We start from the raw sequence: 18,020 nt of genomic DNA, 5'->3' as shown, positions 1-18,020 counted from the left end.
TAAATATACAGACTTACAACTTTTGGTTGGTAATACCATAATGGAAATTTATCATTCATTTTAGAAAATACTATACTATACAAAAAGAGCAATATTAGCTGGAGTGTACTTAAGTACGATACTTTTTTTTATCAATGATTATTCAGAAGATTTTGCGGATACTTTATCGTTTCTTGATAACCGTATCAACAATGTCATGACATTTCAAAAATTCAAAACTCGCTTAAAAGGAATCATAGGAAATTTCTTATAAGCTATTGATTGTTGGTAGAAAAGTACTTGAGCACGATCCTGAAAAGGTTTGTGAAAATAAAAATATTCATGCTGATCATAAAGAACATTTAGTTTATCGTGAGGATAATAATGGTACAACAAAATACACCAGTTACGAAGAAAAAGAAAATAAATTTATTGAAGAAGCACATGAATATTTAATAGACTCTGAATTTAATAAAAATTTTGATCTAGGGCAGTACAGAATAAGTAATTTCTCCGGAAACTTGACGAAAATAGAACTGGAACTCATCAATGAAAAGTATATGCAAGTTCAAGTTAATAGAGAAAGAAAAATTATTCTCGCTATACCGTAGGTGCGTTCCAAGATTATACTGAAGTTTTTATTGCACTCAAAATCTTCGTTTTTCCTAATCTCTAGAATTATCAATGCATCATCACTTAACCAGCCTGAGTGAGCTAGTCCATTCAACGTTGATTCAACTAGATTGCTATTGTAAGGTGGGTCTATAAAAACTATGTCACATTTTGAAATAGGTTGTGGTAAGCAGTTAGCACTGCAGCAAATTAGCGTAACATTGTCCGTAATTCCAAAATCTTTTGCTGTTTTTTTAGGCAATTGCAAATTGTAATAATCTGAATCTACCATAAATGCATGTTTAGCGCCGCGAGAAAGCGCTTCAAATGAAAAAGAACCACTACCACAGAATAAATCAAGTACATTCAAGTTATAAATAGGTTTTCTTGAGGAAAGCATATTAAATATTGCTTCTCGGACAATACTCATAGTTGGCCGTGCAGCTAAATGCTTACCTGTAGTTATTTTTCTTCCGCGATATTTGCCTGCAATGATGCGTAGCATATTAAATAAGCTCCAAAATAATTAATTATTTATACTATATGATTAATGTCAATATGGCTTTAGCAGTTTAATAGAGAGAAGCTATCGAGTCGCTTGTAAGAAAAACACAAACACAAGACTCATCAGTTATCTTTTTCTGATTTGCCTGCTGCATTAATTGCTTGACCAATCTCATCTTGTAAATCATCATGATCATTTTTTTCATCATGATTTAGCCCTTCAATTCTGCTTTCTAACTCTAACTTAATTATAGTATTGATTTTATCTATATTATCAAGAAAGCCTCTACATTCTTCTTCACTATACTCTTCACCAGATGCTTTTTTTTCAATAAATAGGTTTTTAAATCCTGCTAGATCAGAATTCTGATCGGTATTTAGTACAACATTTCTCTCTATGAAGCTAAGATCTGACAGCAGTAAGCTAACCTCTAACAGATCTTCACTTTTCACGCTTTTAAGGTCTTCAAGACTTTCTAAAATACTAAACACCTTAATCCTTTCTTGTACAATCTCTTTGTCTTCCTTATCAAATTCAGACAATAAACTATGATTATCTACAAATTTCTCACTCAAAGCTTTATTTAATTTAGCAAAATTGACATCCTTGTCAAGTGATGTGTTATCCCGCAACAAGTCTACCCTTGCCCTACGCGCATTTAAAATGTCGTCGTAGTCATTTAACTTTATGTTGCCATCTTTGTCTTGCTGCAATTTATAATAATCAAGGCCTTTGAAATTTTTATTAGTCTTCATCTTCAATCCTCTTCTCATCTCCTTTTGCATCTGGTTTCCTCATTGGTTCCGGTAATTTCCTTTTACTGTCTTCTCGATTTCTTTTTTCCTCTCTTTCAGCACGTTTTTTTATAGCTTCCTGGGTATTCATTTCAAAAAGTGCCTTAACGTACTCTTCTGGATTTTTTGGTTCTTTAAATAAAGGCTTAAGATTATAAACTTCGTCTTTTCGATCTCTTTCTTCTTTTCTTCTAGCTCTTTCAGCACGTTTTTCTACAGCTTCTGGAGTGTTCATTTCAAAAAGTGGTGAGAGGTTGTAAACTTTATCTTGATTTCTTCTGCCTTCTCTTTCAGCACGTTTTTCCATACCTTCAAAAGCAGATCCAAAATCATCAATTTCATCTGAACCTTTTGGTTCCGTGCCTAAATTTCGTGTCACTTCATTTGATTGATCAGGCTTATCTTCTTCTGTTGGCTGATCATGCTGTAGTTGATTAGGCTTGTCTTCTTGTTCTGTGCTTAGTTCTCGTACTACCTTATCTGGCTGACCTCCCCCTCGTAGTCGAAGAGGGTCGCCTTCTTCTAGTGGCTGATCATGGTTATCTCTTACTAGTTCCGTGCCTAACTCTCGTTCTACCTTATTTGATTGATCAGGATTGTCTTTTTCTGGTTCTCTCTTACGGCCTATGGTGTCATCATGAAGCTTATTCAAGAAATCTTGCCTATGCGATTTTGCTCTAAAAAGTAAGTTATTTGGATAACCATCTTTTTCTCCTGTACGGCGGCTAACTCCTATAGAATCAAGGCCATGCTCCCAAGTAAACTTCATAGCATCTTCTATTGTATAGCCCAAATGTGATCCTACGTATCCTTTATAATAATCTAAATATTTACCGATCCTTCTGTGTGTAATATCTTCCTTATCAACTCCAAATGCCCTGTAGATCTTTTCCTCAAGTTTATCAACGTCATTTTTAGGTGATGTTGCAAATTTTGTTGCTTCAATAGTAGCACCTACAAATTTACGTGGCACATCAATAGCGTATTTCAGCACTCCTCCAACTCTTGGTACTCTCCCCAGCAGATTAGCTGCACCTCCGGCTAATCTATCCGGTAAATGAGTAGCCCAACTGCCTAAAGACTCAAGTCCTCTACCAGCAAAATTTTGCCACTGCTGTTTGAATCCTTCCATTATGCCAGTCAAAGGCGATGCCTGATACATACTAGATATATTGTAAACGCTGAATCCACCACCAGCGATACTTGAGCCCATTTGTTGTACGAACGTGCGTAAGGAGAACATTAAAAATGAAAGCAAGAATAGTATAAAGATTTCCCCTGCATTGATTAAATAACCTCTCTGTATGTCTTGCACCCTTTGGTAATCACTATTTTCTTGATAGTTTCTATTTACCTTATAAAAATTCTGTGATTGGCAGCTCCCATCTTGTCTAATTATATCTTGCACTAAAGACTTTATTTCACTTTTTAAACTTGGCTGTAGAATTACTTTTTCTATGATTTCCTTGTAATTAGTACACCTGCTTTCATTTCCTGGCTGCTTACAATAGATTTCTGTCTTTTTACTTATATTATTAATCAATAATAAGATATCAGCTTTTTCTGATGCATGGGATAAACTATTTGTTAAACGCACTAAATCTTTTACACTACAGCTATTATCTACTACCATATCACTTTCTGCAATATAATGGTCTGCTGGATTCTCTTTAGTACCAGGAATTGGGTTAAAGAAAGGATAATCTATATAACGAAACCCTTTTTCAATGTAATCCGGTGGAAGAGGGATATACCCAGCACCGCCAGTAAATTTTATTGTACCACCTTCTCTGCTTATCTTTTCTATACCTTCTATGTTCTTATCTACGTTCAGCGGAGAAGCTTCTCCAAGAGTGTAAGGTACGAAAATTTGCCCTGGGGTCCAACCAAAGTACTGCTTATCAACGATACAAAAACCACCAAACACCCATTTTGGAGCACATAACCTTACCTCAAACCATTTATTGTAGCATACAGTAAAACCTAACTGCCTATAAAAGGTATTCATTATAATGGAAGCCAGTAATGACAAGAGAGCAAATATCATAATCGACTGTAAACAAAAGCTGATGCAGAATTTTATCCAACCTTCAAATAGACTTTTCAGCGGTGAAAATAAAATAGAAATTAGAAACAGTGGCATAATGGCTATAAGAAAAGCTATACCCATAAAACCAGAGAGAAATATTATGTAAGCATATAAGCACAGCAAGAAGTATAGCACAATCCCTATGAAAATTGCCGGTATCATAAGAAGGCTTGCCCACATTTGGTAATGTAAAAACGCTGCAAACTTTTTCCAAACAGAATAAGCAAAAAACTTATTGAACATGTCCTCCATGAAGCTAAACAACTTAGCTTCATCTCCTTGAGCAATACTTCCGGTGTTCATGTTGGGAGCAAAATTAGTAATTATACTTATCAATTGTTCAAGACCTTTAACGAATAAAACAAGAAAATGATCATAGAAAAATCTAAAACTTCCAGGAGATATAAGCACTATTACTAGAGTGATTTTCATCATTCTGATGAGCATATCATGCTTAGTTTCTTGTATCATGCCAAAAAGATAAAGAAGCGATGAAATCATTACAAATAGAACAAGCAAGGAAAGAACAAAATTGTGAAAGCTCGTACTTTTTTCAGCTATATTTTCGAACATAGCTTGTGCAACTGCAGGATCATTGCTATTAAAATGTTCTTTGCAATTTTCGTTAATCAATAATACACATTTTAGATAGTTATAAATGTAATCAAAAAACCCAAAACTACTTGGCTGCTGCACTCCACTTAAGAACTCAAAAGAGTAGCCACCTACATTATCTAAGTAATATCTATCTAATATTTTTACATATATTTTCCATCCCTTTTTTAACTTCAACTCATTACAATTTCTGTCTTTTAATTTAGTGCTATCTCTGTCTAAAGTAAAAAGACCGCTCCCATTTTCTGCCACGGAGTTGTAACCTAGATGTACAGTAGGATATTGAGGATCGCGCATTAACTTTAGATTTTCGTTAGGATCATCTTTCCCCGTTTGAAACAAAAGATAAGCACCATGACCATTGGTAAACCAACATGGAGCACCACGTGATACTGTATTTGCGCTATCATCTTCATTAATGCACTTGCAATTTACAGTGCAACTTGTATCAGACTTACTTGAAAATTTTTGTATGCTAGGTTTATAATCATTACAAACTAAGTGAAAATTAGGTAAACTATTATCACTTTGTTTACCTTCAAATTTAGTTGCATATTTTAACTGCTCCAAGCTTTGTAAGGTATAACTGCCTTTTTTAGATTCCTTCTTGTTATTATTACTCCAAGATGTCCATGCACCATTTACTCGCACTATTAAGCTATCTCCATTGGTTTCTAATCCAGTATCTTTCCACTTCACCACTTGGTTATGGTGAAAACCAGAATTAATTTCACCAGTGTCAGGATCAATAACGCTTTCATCTTCACCTTCTGGAATAAAAGCATCATGATCGCTTGAAAAATGAGCGCTTACTGCAATAGGTTCAGGACCAAAATAGTCAGCAGATATGCACCTTGGAAAAGGCATATCGTTCTTACTACAACCTGTGATCAGCACATAAGCTGCAAGAAGTAATACCCTAAACCAACATTTGCCTAAACGTGATTGCATATCTAAACTTTTTCCAAATACAGAATAAATTTCTAAAACTTTACTTAAAATATCTTTTTAATTAGTTACTCCATAACATCATTCATATCTTACTCCTCTCCATTTTCTTCCTTGTTTTTAGCTTTAGCACTAGGATCACTTCTTATTGTTTCATCAGAATTTTTTTGCTGATCTGATTGTTTTAATGTTTTAGGTCTATCACTCGTTGTTTTATCAGAACTTCCTTTAGAATCTTCTTTTTTGTCTGGTTGCTTTGGTGTGTTAGGTAATTTAGCCTCAATTTTTCCCCGATCTTTACTCATTTTCTGCTTGATACTCTGTATCATACTTTGGGTCTTATCATCAAGGCCAACGGTTGACAGCATAGCTTGCGATGCGCTCTTAGCAACTGTACCAACACCGCCAGTAACTCCATAACCAGAGCTAAATAGTGTTTGTACCATAGTTTCCGATATAGAAACAAAAGCTTCCATTGCACCGGCAATAATGAGGTATGTAAACGCCTGGATTAGGTCTATAGGTAATGCTGCAAAGTGTCCACCAGCCCTTTCTCCGGTACTGAGTGCAACATCAACGCTAGTGCCAGGACTGTATCCAAGAGGCAGTATTGATTTCATCAAGCACAGATCATACGATAAGAAATTTACGCTAATTAAACATTGATAGCATGCAGAAAAATTTGTGAGGTTATATAAAACTGAATACATCAACTGATTTAAAAGAGATAAAAATGAAAATAAAATGACTGGTTCTAATGAAACATGAGCCAACGTTTTTATCCAATTATCAAACAAGGGTTTAGTCTTTTGAAATAGAATAAATACGATAAATAAAGGTGTTAATGACAGTAAAAACGCTACTAGAACAGTAGATATTACATATTTCAATGTAGCACTAATAATGCATTTTAAAAACGCATAAGTAGCGCAGAGTATTGCCAAAAATGCAATAACGCCAAAAGGACCAGAAAGCATCAACGATAAAAACTTTAGCCAAGTTTCTGCTGTGAATAATACTCCTGCTGTCAAGTCTAAGAATGCAAATTTTCTCTCCCCTTCTCCTACATAGCCAGAAAAACTATCAACTAAATAAGTGCTACCATCTATAAAAAGTCTGGATAAAGTTGTACCAAAAAGTTCCCAGCTTCTATCGCTAAAGGCAAAAGCTATAAATGCTATCTTGAACATTCTTACAATGAAATCAAATTTACTTAGCTGTATTGTTCCAAGCATATAGCCAACGACAGTAAATATAACGTATAGAGTAAGCAAAGCTCTTACCCCTTGAAGAAGACCTCTTGCATATCCTTTGTATGAATCTTTAACGCTGTCCCCAATTACTTCTTCTTTTATAAGTTTAAATACCCCGTTTACATTCGATGAAATAAAATCATTAATTTTTCTTTTAACAAATAAAGTTACTGTGTACTTATTATTTTCATAATATTTGCCATTTTTATCTGTAATGTCATCTCTCTCTACGTTGCTTACATTGATGCCGAAATATATCTTCTTAGATTCTTTGTTCTGAAAGTGTTCTCCGCTTATTACATCTAATATGGTGTACTCATCTTTTCCGTTTACTCTTTCTCTCACTCCTACCACTTTAAAATCATTAGTTCCCACACCATGCAAATCTTTAGGTGGCTCATCACCTAAATATACATATAATTTTTCGCCATTAATATATTCACATGATCTAGTCACTTTAACATGGTACCCTCCTCTATTATAGTAATAATGACCATAATCTGCGATAGCGAGCATCACACTACTACCGGGCGTTACCTCGTCATTTACTGGATAATCATTGTTCAATTCCAGAGAAAAATCCTCGAATTTATTGTTATCGCCAATTTGCGAACACATATTATCCCCTTTTGCACCCTCTTTCTTTGGAAGACATTGAATACCTTTAGCGGTATTTTTATCATCAGGATCACCAATTTTTGCAACAAGAGCCTCAGCCCAAGATTTATCATCTTCAGTAAAACTACCTGCTTTAACATTCCCTTCCATTTTTTCTAGATAAGAATACATATCACATTTATTTCCTTTATCGTACTTCTTATACCTTATAGAGGAGACACAGTTCCGTTCTCCTGCTTGACCTAAACCATAGTTCCATATACCCTTCTCAGTATAGCATATATTTTGATGGTAGCAGTTAAGCTCATAGGAGGAGTACTTTTTTCTCTCATCAAGACTACAGTTTTTTCCATCACATAACTCGTTCAATCCTATTTTAGCGCGGCGTAAATCAAGTAGTGAACCATATACCCATGGTTCGTTGTCTTGAATATAACCTTTATTAAAATGCACCTTATTATCATATGGGGTATACCCATTGCCAACTAGCACTTTGCTTTCCTTTGCTTTTGTTTTATCAAGAGGTAAAAATTGTATTTTATTTTTTGTACCATCTTTACCATCACAAAAAAACTCTCCCCCCTGATGTACTTCACTCACTGTAGCTTTCTTATATACAGTTTCCTTACGATCATTTTCTACAGCTTTATAACAATTGTCATCAAAATTGATGCCTTTCCCTTCTGGATTGTCGTAATCAATTGTTATTTTTCTGGGAACTAAGCTGAAGCTTAACTTGTCACCAGGATTTACTTTAATTCCAGTGTCCACATAACGTCTATTGCTGCCAAATCCTTTGCCACCACATAGTTCGTTTTTACTTTCATTAACACCATAATTGTTAGGTACACTATTAATATCCGCAGCCTTACTATAATTTGGTTCTGAGCCATCAGCACAAAAGCTAGCTGGCACAAGTACTTTCCTTGGATTTTTGTCTTCTTTAAAAGGGCAAAAATTTACTGATCCATCGAGGGTGAATTTGATTTTCTCACCCTGACTAATTACCTGACCAGAATCAACCCAATGAATTTTATCGGCTTTACGAACTGGAACATCCACATTAACGCTGGTGTTTTTGCTCTGCAACCCAGGCTCGACACAATCCATATTACAACCAGTGATTGCAAGACACAGTATCAATAATAGTGATCTTTTACTTATCATTGCTGTCTTCCTGGTTGTGGTATCTGAGGCGTTGACCTTTGAGTCCCTTGTGGTATTTGAGGTCTTGACGTACCTGACTGTTGAGAGGCATCTCCTCTTTCTCTTCTTTGAACGCTTTGTTCATCTAACCCTACTGTTCCCATTAAGCTTTGTTGATACTGTCTTCCAGGTTCGCTTGCTACATAAGCACCAAACAACGAGTCAGATATTGCCGAAGAAGCTTCAACTAAAGCTTTCATAGCGTGTCCCAAAATAACAAAAGCCATCATAGCGGTAATATTAGGTGTATATTTGGAAGCATAACCATAAAAAATACAAGGGTTAAAAATCTTTAGGTTAATATTAAGTATACATGTAGAGCAGACCTCAAAATCAAATACTGAATACACAATATAATCCATAACCTGACTTATCAGTGATATAAAAATTAAAAGGACCACTGGATGAATTGCAAATCTTGCTAAATTTTTAACCCAGTTTTGAAACATCTGCCTAGTATACGCAAATAAAAGACAAATAATAAAAATAGGTGCTAAAGAAAGTAATAACGCAACTATTGCTATAGATGTAATAAAAGAAAATAAGGCATTAAAAATAGATAAGCTCACTGTGATTAAACCCCAAATCACCAAGCAAAAAGATACAATGCCCAAAGGGCCAGAAAATATAAGAGATACTATTAACAATACTGAATGCGATGACAAGAACCTATTGAACGGCAAATCAAGAAACTCAAAAACATTTGAAGTAGTGCCTCTAAAATTTGCTATTTCTATTAGTTGTTTTGGAGTGTTAATAAATATAGAGAATGCGTTGTTATAAAAAAAGTCCCAGCTATTATCCTGCAATAGCTGAGCGATGATTCCTATCTTTACGCATATAATTAAAAACTCATATATAGAAATATGAGTTAATCCAAAAAAGTAATAAAGAGTATATAAGATTATATATAGTACTAATAGTGATATTATAGTAGATCTAATGGTATTTGTTCTGCTTGATTTTATAAAACTTTCGTAAAGAGACTTTACAGGACTAGTATCAGAGTGAATTGCGTTAGGGTCTTTATAATTAGAGCCGAAAAATGCAGTTTTCACTTTTTCATCAAAGAAATTATATATTGCACTAAAAGTTTTTGTAGGTGGCTCTTGAGTTGTTAGGTTAATGCTAAACTGACCTTCATTTTTGTAATCGCAGCCATGGTCTCTTATTCCGTAATATATGGTGCCTGTTTTGTCTTTTAATTTTCCTTTCAAGTTTTCCATGTCATGAACTTTGCTGATATCTACAGATATATCCGCTTGATTTTCACCAGGCTTATGCTCAGGGAATTTATCGGAAACACTTATATACAAGCTATTTTCCAGACTATGGTTCTTCGTTACTCTTATGTTGAACCCGCCTTTGTCATTTGTATTGTAGCAGCTCTTGTCATTTCTGCTACATAGACTAAAAGTTAAACTTGGTATTTGATGGTCATTCTCCATCTTATGATCACAACTAGTACATAAACCACCACCTGGAATGTGTTCAAGAGTTTCATTATCCATACCAACTTTTAGAAATGTAATGTCAGTTTTTACCTGTTTTCCCTTTAATACGTTACTAATAATTTCAGCAACAACAGATTCACCACTAGAATTTAAAGCATTGAATAGCTCAATTTCTATATTATTATATTCAATATACACGCAATCCTCGCCTCTACGACCAGAAGAAAATTTACATATACGTCTACAGAGTGAATTTAAAATGTGCGTATCTATCTTACTTGCACTGCTCTCTGAAAGCTTGCTGCAATCTATATTCTCTCCTTGTTTTATAGAGTTAATAATATTTTCAATTTCCTTTTTTCTTTCATCTTGATCTAACTTCGAAAACCAGTACTCTCTTCCACTCAACCATTGCGCATCGCCTATTATATATTTATTAGGACATATCCCATCCTTGCCACCTTGGCATTTCTCTTGATTTAAAACATGTGCAAAATGTTCCGTTTCTTGCTCGCTACACTTTTCGTCGATTTTCAAATACCTGATTTTTGTCTCACTCTCTTTATCTTTACACACTTTACTTCCAATCACACTAAAGCTTATCGTATCGCCTTTTTTAAGTGTAAATGGTAATGCAACGTCATTTCTCCCAGGCCCAATTGCAAAATCTGCATACTGCTTAGGACAAAAATTAACCTTACTAGGCACTATATCAATCTCTGTTACTCTTATTCTATCTGAGATATTAACACCAGAATCAACCCATTTCTGCTCTGTTGACACTATATCTAGTTTTTCACGCAAACCTGATAAATTTTCTGGCTTAATACAGTGATGTTCCCCGCAGCCTGACAGAAAAAAAAACGGTATTATCAGCAAAAATTTTAGCATAAATCCAACTCATTCAGTGCTTTTGTTAACACTCTCGGAGCTACTAGAACCAGAACCTCGAGATTTACTCTTGTCTCCACCACTCAACTTCTTAGCAGCAGCACCAGCAACTCCAGCAACACCCCCAGCAGCAGCTTTGGCAGCAGATAAAGCTTTGCCCACCATTTGTCCAGGTGTCTGACCTGAGCCAAGTGCTGCTCTATGGTTACCAGCAAGTTCAGCAGCCATGCCAGGAAGAATGTTTAAAAAGTGGTAAAAGAGGAATAATACTAAACACAATTTTAATAATTCTCCGATGAGAGAGCTGCCAAACTCCATGTATGTAAAGTCGAATAGACCAAGTATGCTGCTCTTTTTAAAGCTATAATTTTGCATCATACATGCAAGAGTAGTTTCATTTTTATCACATTCCCCATCTTTCAATTTAAACCACTGTTTTTTCTTACTATATGAGATTTCTGCTTGTTTCTTTTCATATGACTTGTCCGGTTGTTCATTTTTATATGACTCGTCCAGTTCAAAATTTAAATTTTTAAAATAGATTTTATCACATGCTATGAACATAAAGGACAAAAACGCAAAAAGGATAACCGGGTATAAGCTATAGGTAATCAACTCTTTCACCCAGCCTTCAAAATATCCTTTGGTGTGTTGGAATAAAACCATAGGAATGAACAAAGGTGATAAAATGATGATTACACTTAAAGCAACTAGAGATAAAATAAATACATAGCACAGCCACAAAATAACCATCATCATCAGAACGGCCATAAATATACAGACAAGAGCTACTAAAATTTGTCCACCAGCAAAAATAATACCGATTACCGAACCTGCAACTAATAAGACAGGAGCAGCACCAAGCAAGACTGCTAACGTTGCAACACCTCCAGTACCAATTTTGCCACCAATTCCATCTAAAGGGGCACCTAAATAAAATAAAATTCTACAATCAAGCCTATCCCAAGGTGCAAGATAACTGTAAGATACCCTCTTTCCTGCACGAGTATATTCATAATCTGTACCTGCTTTATAATTACATATGCCTTTACTTTCAGATGATGCTTTTAGCACTATCTCTGACAAACCATTTGAGAGACGAGTTAATTCTCCATAATAATGAGACATGGTACTGCCTGTTGTGAAGTAAATCACTAAAGCGAATTTTATGATCAACATATACATTTCTTGAGGCCTCTGAACTCCACCAGACATGGCTTTTATAGAGAACAGTATTAAAGCTAAAACTAAAACAGCAGTTACAGTGTTTTTCAGCCTTTTCTGTGCTACAGATATAAAACTCTCACCATTTGGTGCACCTTTACCTGCAACTAAATTATCTAACGATTCCTTAATGCATTGCACTATCATAGAAGTTACGGGAATAGGAGCTAATGATTTACTCCCTGCCTGATTGTAACAAGCTTCAGAGACATACGAGCTAAAACAGCCTTTATTGTCGTAACCTACAAAAATTTTTCCTTCTTTTTCCCTATTTCTTATATTAGTTTTATAGTCATTATCACTACCAATAGAAACTTCTTCTTTCCCTGTGCCATCTTTATTTTTGAATATCATCACAGATTTTTCACACATAGGAGCAAGTGGGTCAGGTGGCAATTCCGTGCACCCCATATCAACCCCTTGCGGCCAAGGAGTCATTTCGATACCAAGCATGCTAACACTGGCTAACTCCACACATAATCTGCCCGTTTTTCTCACTGCTTTGAATGTAGCTCCATGTATGGGTTCGCTCTGTCCTGCTTTGAGAACTCTACATTCCAGACCACCATCAACCTTCGAGGACCATGACCCATCTACGTATCCAGTGTCTTTCTCCCTGACATCAAAGTCTATGTATCCAGGTTTTCCTCTGGAATTAAAGTCTACCTTATTAAAAAGATTACCAAAAGTTAAAGGGTTTCGATGACATACTTCTATATATTCACTGTATTGCACACCATTTTTTGGCCAGTAATAACTCTCTGTACTCTCCTGAACGTTAGAATTTAAGGCTTCTTTTTCTGCTCTTTTCCCGTCATAATCTTTTTTGTTCACGTCTTCCCGAGCTTTATTTTGCAAACAAGAAAAATATTCCTCTTCTGTTTGGTAATTTTCATTGGTGCAGCCACTATAACCTGTGTCTTCTAATTTAAAATTTTTGTATTTTCCATCATGATCACGTGCAACTGGGTGTTTAACAAAACTATGTTCACAAACAACAAGCCCTCCTATCGCTTTCCAGACTCCAACAATTGCAGCTATCATTCCAACAATAACAAGAGCGGTAAACAAACCAGCAGAAGAAACGATCAAAACAATGCCAGTAAATATTGCGCCAACAGCAATCGCTATTCCAGCAAGTGCTGCAGCTGTTTTAAACGCTCCACAATCAGGATTAGAGGCACGACTAAAACTGCCAGTGGAATTAAATCTGCTAACAAATTCTGTCTTGTCAGTACCACTTACTCCATCTGCAAGCACTGGATATGAGAGTAAAAAGTCTATATTTAGTAAAAATATCGCAATTAATAGCAATGACAGCTTAGTCTTAAACATTTTTTACCTTCTGATAAAATATAGGCAACCATACTTTTGGGTTGTCCCCAACTTCATTTAATATATCGTGTAACAATAGAACACTTTCTGCACGTCCGGATAATACGTTGATTATATCATCCAGGCCTTTTAAGTCTATTCTAGCTACTACAGCATTGACTCCTTGTTTCACCAAAAAGAATCTAGTACTCGGATCTGTGTGCTTAATTAATATATATTCACGTTCAGTTAACATAAAAACATCCCGATAGACACTAGTAGCTTTCAGATTTGGTAAAAAAATCTGTGTCGCTGTTTGTTGTACAAGCGTATCGCTAATAGTACTTTTACTTGCATCCTCAACACTCTGAGTAGCAAAAATCACAAAAGCATTTAGTTTTCTCAGTACCTTCAACCAGTCTTTTATCTTGGGTGCAAAAACTGGATTATCTATTAACGCCCATGCCTCATCAAGAACGATAATAGATGGAGTGCCATCAAGAGATATACTAATCCTATGAAATAAATAAATCAAGACCGGTCCAAGAGCAACAGGATCTTTGAGCAAGCTAGCCATCTCAAAACCAAATACTCTTGCTCGTGAAAAATCTAGCAAATCTTCTTTATTGTCAAATATTGCAGCATGAGAACCATTATCATGCCACATAGATATTGCCCCAGCTAGAGTATCAGGACCTGCAAGCCCTAAAAACGGTACGAGGTTTCTCAAGAATCTGTCTTCTTTTCTTAATTTAAAATTTCCTTCAATTGCATCATTAATTCGTGCAATATCTTCTGAAGTAAATTTATCATTATATACCGAAATTAAAGACTTTATCCACTCCATTAAAAATGTTCTATTATCAGAGGTATCATCAAGTTGTAAAGGATTAAAATTTGTTTTAGTTCTTGGTTCTATTACAGTATAGATACCACTAAGTGCTCTTAAGAAAATCTCTGCACCGCGATCTTTATCAAAAAAGAATATCCTTGGAGAAAACTTCATCGCTTGGGCACACAGGAAATTCATTAAAACAGTTTTACCAGCACCAGTTGGGCCAATTATCATAGTGTGTCCAACATCCCTTATATGAAAGTTGAAAAAAAATGGAGTACCAGATGTCGTGTCAAAAACTGTAACGGCATCTCCCCAGTGGTTATTGAATTTATTACCAGTAGGATAATTATGTTGAGATGCAAATCCAGCCAAATTAAGACTACTTATTGTAGCTTTTCTCACTATATAATCGAAATTACCAGGAATTTGCGCCCAAAATGCTGGTTCAAGGTTAACTCTCTCACGTATAGGGTAAACACCGCAATTAGAAAGCTCTGATTCTACCAACGACAGAGCGTTATCCAATGATTTAGGACTTTTTTCTATACATAAAATAGTCAGGTGATGTTGACCAAACGCAATCTTACCACTCATTGCGTCATCAAGCGCTTGAGAAATTTCTGCTATTTGAGAAATAGCTTTATCTGCAGACTGTATCATTCGATTTTGCTGTATCTGCATTTTTCCAATCGCCATTTGCCTGTTTATAAATTGAAAAGATTGCGTAATTATAAACTCGTAAGGAAGTTGTAAAAACGAATCAAGCATTCCTGCAGAAGTATGATTTCCATATTCTTTGATACTAATTATTCCAGCATATTTACTCTCATTATGAGTCACAACCTGTATCATCTTACGGCCAAAGAATAACCTATGTACTGGTAAGTATCTTGATATTTCAGTTCTTAGCGGAAAAAGCGTATTTGTAACGAAGCCACAATTTACGATTCTAGATAGAAACTCCATTATTTCGCAGAACAAACCATCTGGAGTTTCTTTTACTCCAAGAATTTTAGGCGAATAATTTCTAAGGCTTGTCACTACACGATTTGTCGTTTCCTCTAAATCTTCATACGTGGCACGTATATCACTTTCCCAAGCATGTTTTGAAGTTACATGTCCGAATTTTTTTAGTAGATGTGACAAAAATTCTACTCCTTTTGTGTCCGCTCTACGGATAATCGTAATGTATAGGTCATTAATAAATGATTGCCTTGTTGCGTGTTTTTCTCTCCATTTTAGATTTACGTGATTAGCGAAAAAATTCGGCAAACCTTGACTTGCAAATTCATCAGAAAAAATATTTTTCTTACGTCTGATAGTATGAAAATACAAACTAAATGCCGGAGATGAAATGCTTCTTAGCATCTGATTCCTGATGTTGTTCTGTATGACTAAATCCTCGTCATCGGCAGTTTCAAATGCAAAACCACTTAATTTTATAACCTTAACCAACCAATTTTCTTTTGTCATCAAGGTTGTGCTATTCCAATAGCAAGAATAAGGAATAAATTCAGCAGCGTGAACTTCCCTGTTCAGAGTAGATTTATTCTTTGATTGAATAGCCCTAAACCTCAGCATCACACAACGTTAAGCAATATCATAAGAATTGGCTCCATGGTAAAAACGATTTAAACATTTCGAGCACTTTCCCAATTTTACCATAAATAATTCAATAAACAACGGTTCTTTTGCAGAAGCTATATAACCAAGTCCATGTATACCTGGTAACATTAAGAGAATCACTCTTAAATCATTTGAATTAATGAAAATTAGCATGCAAATCAGGACGTTTAATATTGCAAACATATAACTCACACCAAAGAGCATTGCAGGTCTTGTAAGACCTTTAAATAATTGATCTGTTTGTATACTACCTGTGGACATATCTTTAACCTTCTAATAATAACTAATACTATATCATTATATTAAAAATCCATTGAAACTAGTAGCACTTTAAGTTAAGGTACATTATTTAACCAAGATAATGACAAGTTGGCCATTTCAAGAAGCAGAAAAAATATTGCAAGAGTTTCCTAATAAAAAAGAAATAATATTTGAAACTGGTTATGGACCCTCTGGTTTACCCCACATAGGAACCTTTGGAGAGGTTTTCCGCACTACAGTTATTGTAAATGCATTAAAAAAAATAGCTCCTGGTATAAAAACCAAAATCATTGCAGTTTCAGATGATATGGATGGTTTGCGAAAAATACCAGATAATGTGCCAAATCAAGAGATGCTAAGAGAGCACTTAAATAAACCATTGACTATGATACCTGATCCATTTGGCACTCATCAGAGTTATGGTCATCATATGAATTCATTGTTGTGTAAATTTCTTGATATGTTTGAATTTGAATACGAGTTCAGGAGTGCAACAGAGTGTTATAAATCTGGCGTTTACGATGAAAAACTTTTACTCTTACTGAAAAATTATGATAAAGTGATGGACGTAATGCTTCCATCATTTCGGGAAGAAAGACAGCAGACTTATAGTCCATTCTTGCCAATATGCCCAAAAACTTCTCAAGTTTTACAAGTTCCAGTAATTGAAACAAATACAGAGAAAGGAACAATCACATATGAAGACCCAAACGGGGAAAAAATAGAAGTTCCAGTGACAAAAGGAAAATGTAAACTGCAATGGAAACCTGATTGGGGAATGAGGTGGGCCGCATTTGGAGTAAATTACGAAGCTCACGGAAAAGATTTAACTCCATCTGCTGTGCTTTCAAGTCAAATATGTGAAATACTTGGAGAAAAGCCACCACTTCTGTTTTGCTACGAGCTTTTCCTTGATAAAGAAGGAAAGAAAATATCAAAATCAAAAGGAAATGGCATTTCAATTGAAGAGTGGCTAACTTACGCACCAACAGAGAGCTTAGCATTGTACATTTTTCAGAGTCCTAAAAAAGCTAAACGTTTATATTTTGATGTGATACCAAAATCAACTGATGAATATTTAGAATTTGTAAAGCGTTATCATGAGAACAAAGAAAAGGATATAAATAATCCTGCTTGGCACATTCACCAGGGCAATGTTCCCAGTATAGAAACTTCAGGCATAAATTTCTCACTACTTTTAAACCTAGCAGCAGCTTGTAATGCTGAAAACAAAGAGATCCTATGGGGTTTTATATCCTCTTATGCACCAAACGTTACACCAGAAAATAATAAAATGCTTGATAGACTTTCAGACTTTGCAGTAAAGTATTATCACGATTTTATCAAGCCAACAAAATCATATAAAACTCCAAATGAAAAAGAAAAAGCAGCGTTACTAGATTTGAAGGACACTTTACATTCTCTATCTACAACTGCTACTGCTGAAGAAATTCAATCTCAGGTATTTTCTATTGGAAAAAAATATGATTACACCAACTTACGTGACTGGTTTCAGCTATTATATGAAACGTTACTTGGCCAAAAAACCGGTCCAAGAATGGGATCTTTCATAAAGCTTTACGGAATAGGTAATACGATTTCTCTCATAGAAAGCGCTACTAAATGTATACTTTAGAGTTTACCTCCTTTCATTTGAGCTCTTTAGTTTTAATAAGAATTCCTTGACAAACTCCGCTAGCCCCCTTATCATGAAAATGAAGCTATTGTATTTGCTTTCGCCAATCTGCAGATTAAAAGGTAAGGATTACTTAATGTATCGGCGTCTTATGTTC

9 protein-coding genes and 2 pseudogenes are annotated in these 18,020 nt (G+C 35.1%); 3 read left to right on the top strand and 8 right to left on the bottom strand.

Annotated elements, in window-relative coordinates; translation table 11 throughout:
• Nucleotides 1-73: 73 nt before the first annotated feature.
• A pseudogene (locus tag WOCAOBSORBRA_RS02005) lies at nucleotides 74-253 on the top strand (COQ9 family protein); the annotation flags it as partial.
• A 22-nt stretch (nucleotides 254-275) separates the two neighbouring features.
• Nucleotides 276-590: pseudogene (locus WOCAOBSORBRA_RS02000) on the top strand (hypothetical protein); the annotation flags it as partial.
• Here the strand turns inward: WOCAOBSORBRA_RS02000 and rsmD are convergent.
• The 8 genes from rsmD to WOCAOBSORBRA_RS01960 form a co-directional block, all read right to left on the bottom strand.
• Nucleotides 548-1,096 carry a 16S rRNA (guanine(966)-N(2))-methyltransferase RsmD gene (gene rsmD / locus WOCAOBSORBRA_RS01995; RefSeq protein ID WP_006280837.1) on the bottom strand — a complete coding sequence of 183 codons (549 nt, stop codon included), beginning with the start codon at nucleotides 1,094-1,096 and terminating at the stop codon, nucleotides 548-550. The pseudogene WOCAOBSORBRA_RS02000 and the gene rsmD overlap by 43 nt on opposite strands.
• 122 nt (nucleotides 1,097-1,218) lie before the next feature.
• On the bottom strand, nucleotides 1,219-1,851 hold the full coding sequence (locus tag WOCAOBSORBRA_RS01990; RefSeq protein WP_010082417.1) for a WD_0853 family protein: 633 nt from the start codon (nucleotides 1,849-1,851) through the stop codon (nucleotides 1,219-1,221).
• On the bottom strand, nucleotides 1,841-5,545 hold the full coding sequence (locus WOCAOBSORBRA_RS01985) for a TrbL/VirB6 family protein (RefSeq protein WP_155969170.1): 3,705 nt from the start codon (nucleotides 5,543-5,545) through the stop codon (nucleotides 1,841-1,843). The genes WOCAOBSORBRA_RS01990 and WOCAOBSORBRA_RS01985 overlap by 11 nt, the downstream gene beginning before the upstream one ends.
• Before the next feature lie 89 nt (nucleotides 5,546-5,634).
• Nucleotides 5,635-8,580, bottom strand: coding sequence for a TrbL/VirB6 family protein (locus WOCAOBSORBRA_RS01980; RefSeq protein WP_174515793.1), 2,946 nt, complete (start codon nucleotides 8,578-8,580; stop codon nucleotides 5,635-5,637).
• On the bottom strand, nucleotides 8,577-10,964 hold the full coding sequence (locus WOCAOBSORBRA_RS01975; protein ID WP_174515792.1) for a TrbL/VirB6 family protein: 2,388 nt from the start codon (nucleotides 10,962-10,964) through the stop codon (nucleotides 8,577-8,579). Before WOCAOBSORBRA_RS01975 ends, WOCAOBSORBRA_RS01980 begins: the two co-directional genes overlap by 4 nt.
• A gap of 9 nt (nucleotides 10,965-10,973) precedes the next feature.
• Nucleotides 10,974-13,523 (bottom strand): TrbL/VirB6 family protein, encoded by a 2,550-nt coding sequence (locus WOCAOBSORBRA_RS01970; protein ID WP_174515791.1) that lies wholly within the window; start codon nucleotides 13,521-13,523, stop codon nucleotides 10,974-10,976.
• Nucleotides 13,516-15,921, bottom strand: a complete 2,406-nt coding sequence (locus WOCAOBSORBRA_RS01965; RefSeq protein WP_010962886.1) for a VirB4 family type IV secretion/conjugal transfer ATPase — start codon at nucleotides 15,919-15,921, stop codon at nucleotides 13,516-13,518. Before WOCAOBSORBRA_RS01965 ends, WOCAOBSORBRA_RS01970 begins: the two co-directional genes overlap by 8 nt.
• Before the next feature lie 9 nt (nucleotides 15,922-15,930).
• Nucleotides 15,931-16,227: a type IV secretion system protein VirB3 gene (locus WOCAOBSORBRA_RS01960; protein ID WP_007548615.1), complete on the bottom strand. Its 297-nt coding sequence runs from the start codon at nucleotides 16,225-16,227 to the stop codon at nucleotides 15,931-15,933.
• A 100-nt stretch (nucleotides 16,228-16,327) separates the two neighbouring features.
• Here WOCAOBSORBRA_RS01960 and WOCAOBSORBRA_RS01955 point away from each other — a divergent pair, with 100 nt between their 5' ends.
• On the top strand, nucleotides 16,328-17,863 hold the full coding sequence (locus WOCAOBSORBRA_RS01955) for a lysine--tRNA ligase (protein ID WP_015589250.1): 1,536 nt from the start codon (nucleotides 16,328-16,330) through the stop codon (nucleotides 17,861-17,863).
• The last annotated feature ends 157 nt before the right edge of the window (nucleotides 17,864-18,020 follow it).

It is taken from the genome of Wolbachia endosymbiont of Cardiocondyla obscurior (assembly GCF_902713635.1).
In the GTDB taxonomy this organism is placed as follows: Bacteria; Pseudomonadota; Alphaproteobacteria; order Rickettsiales; family Anaplasmataceae; genus Wolbachia; species Wolbachia pipientis.
This window is presented reverse-complemented; position numbering and strand designations above follow the sequence as displayed.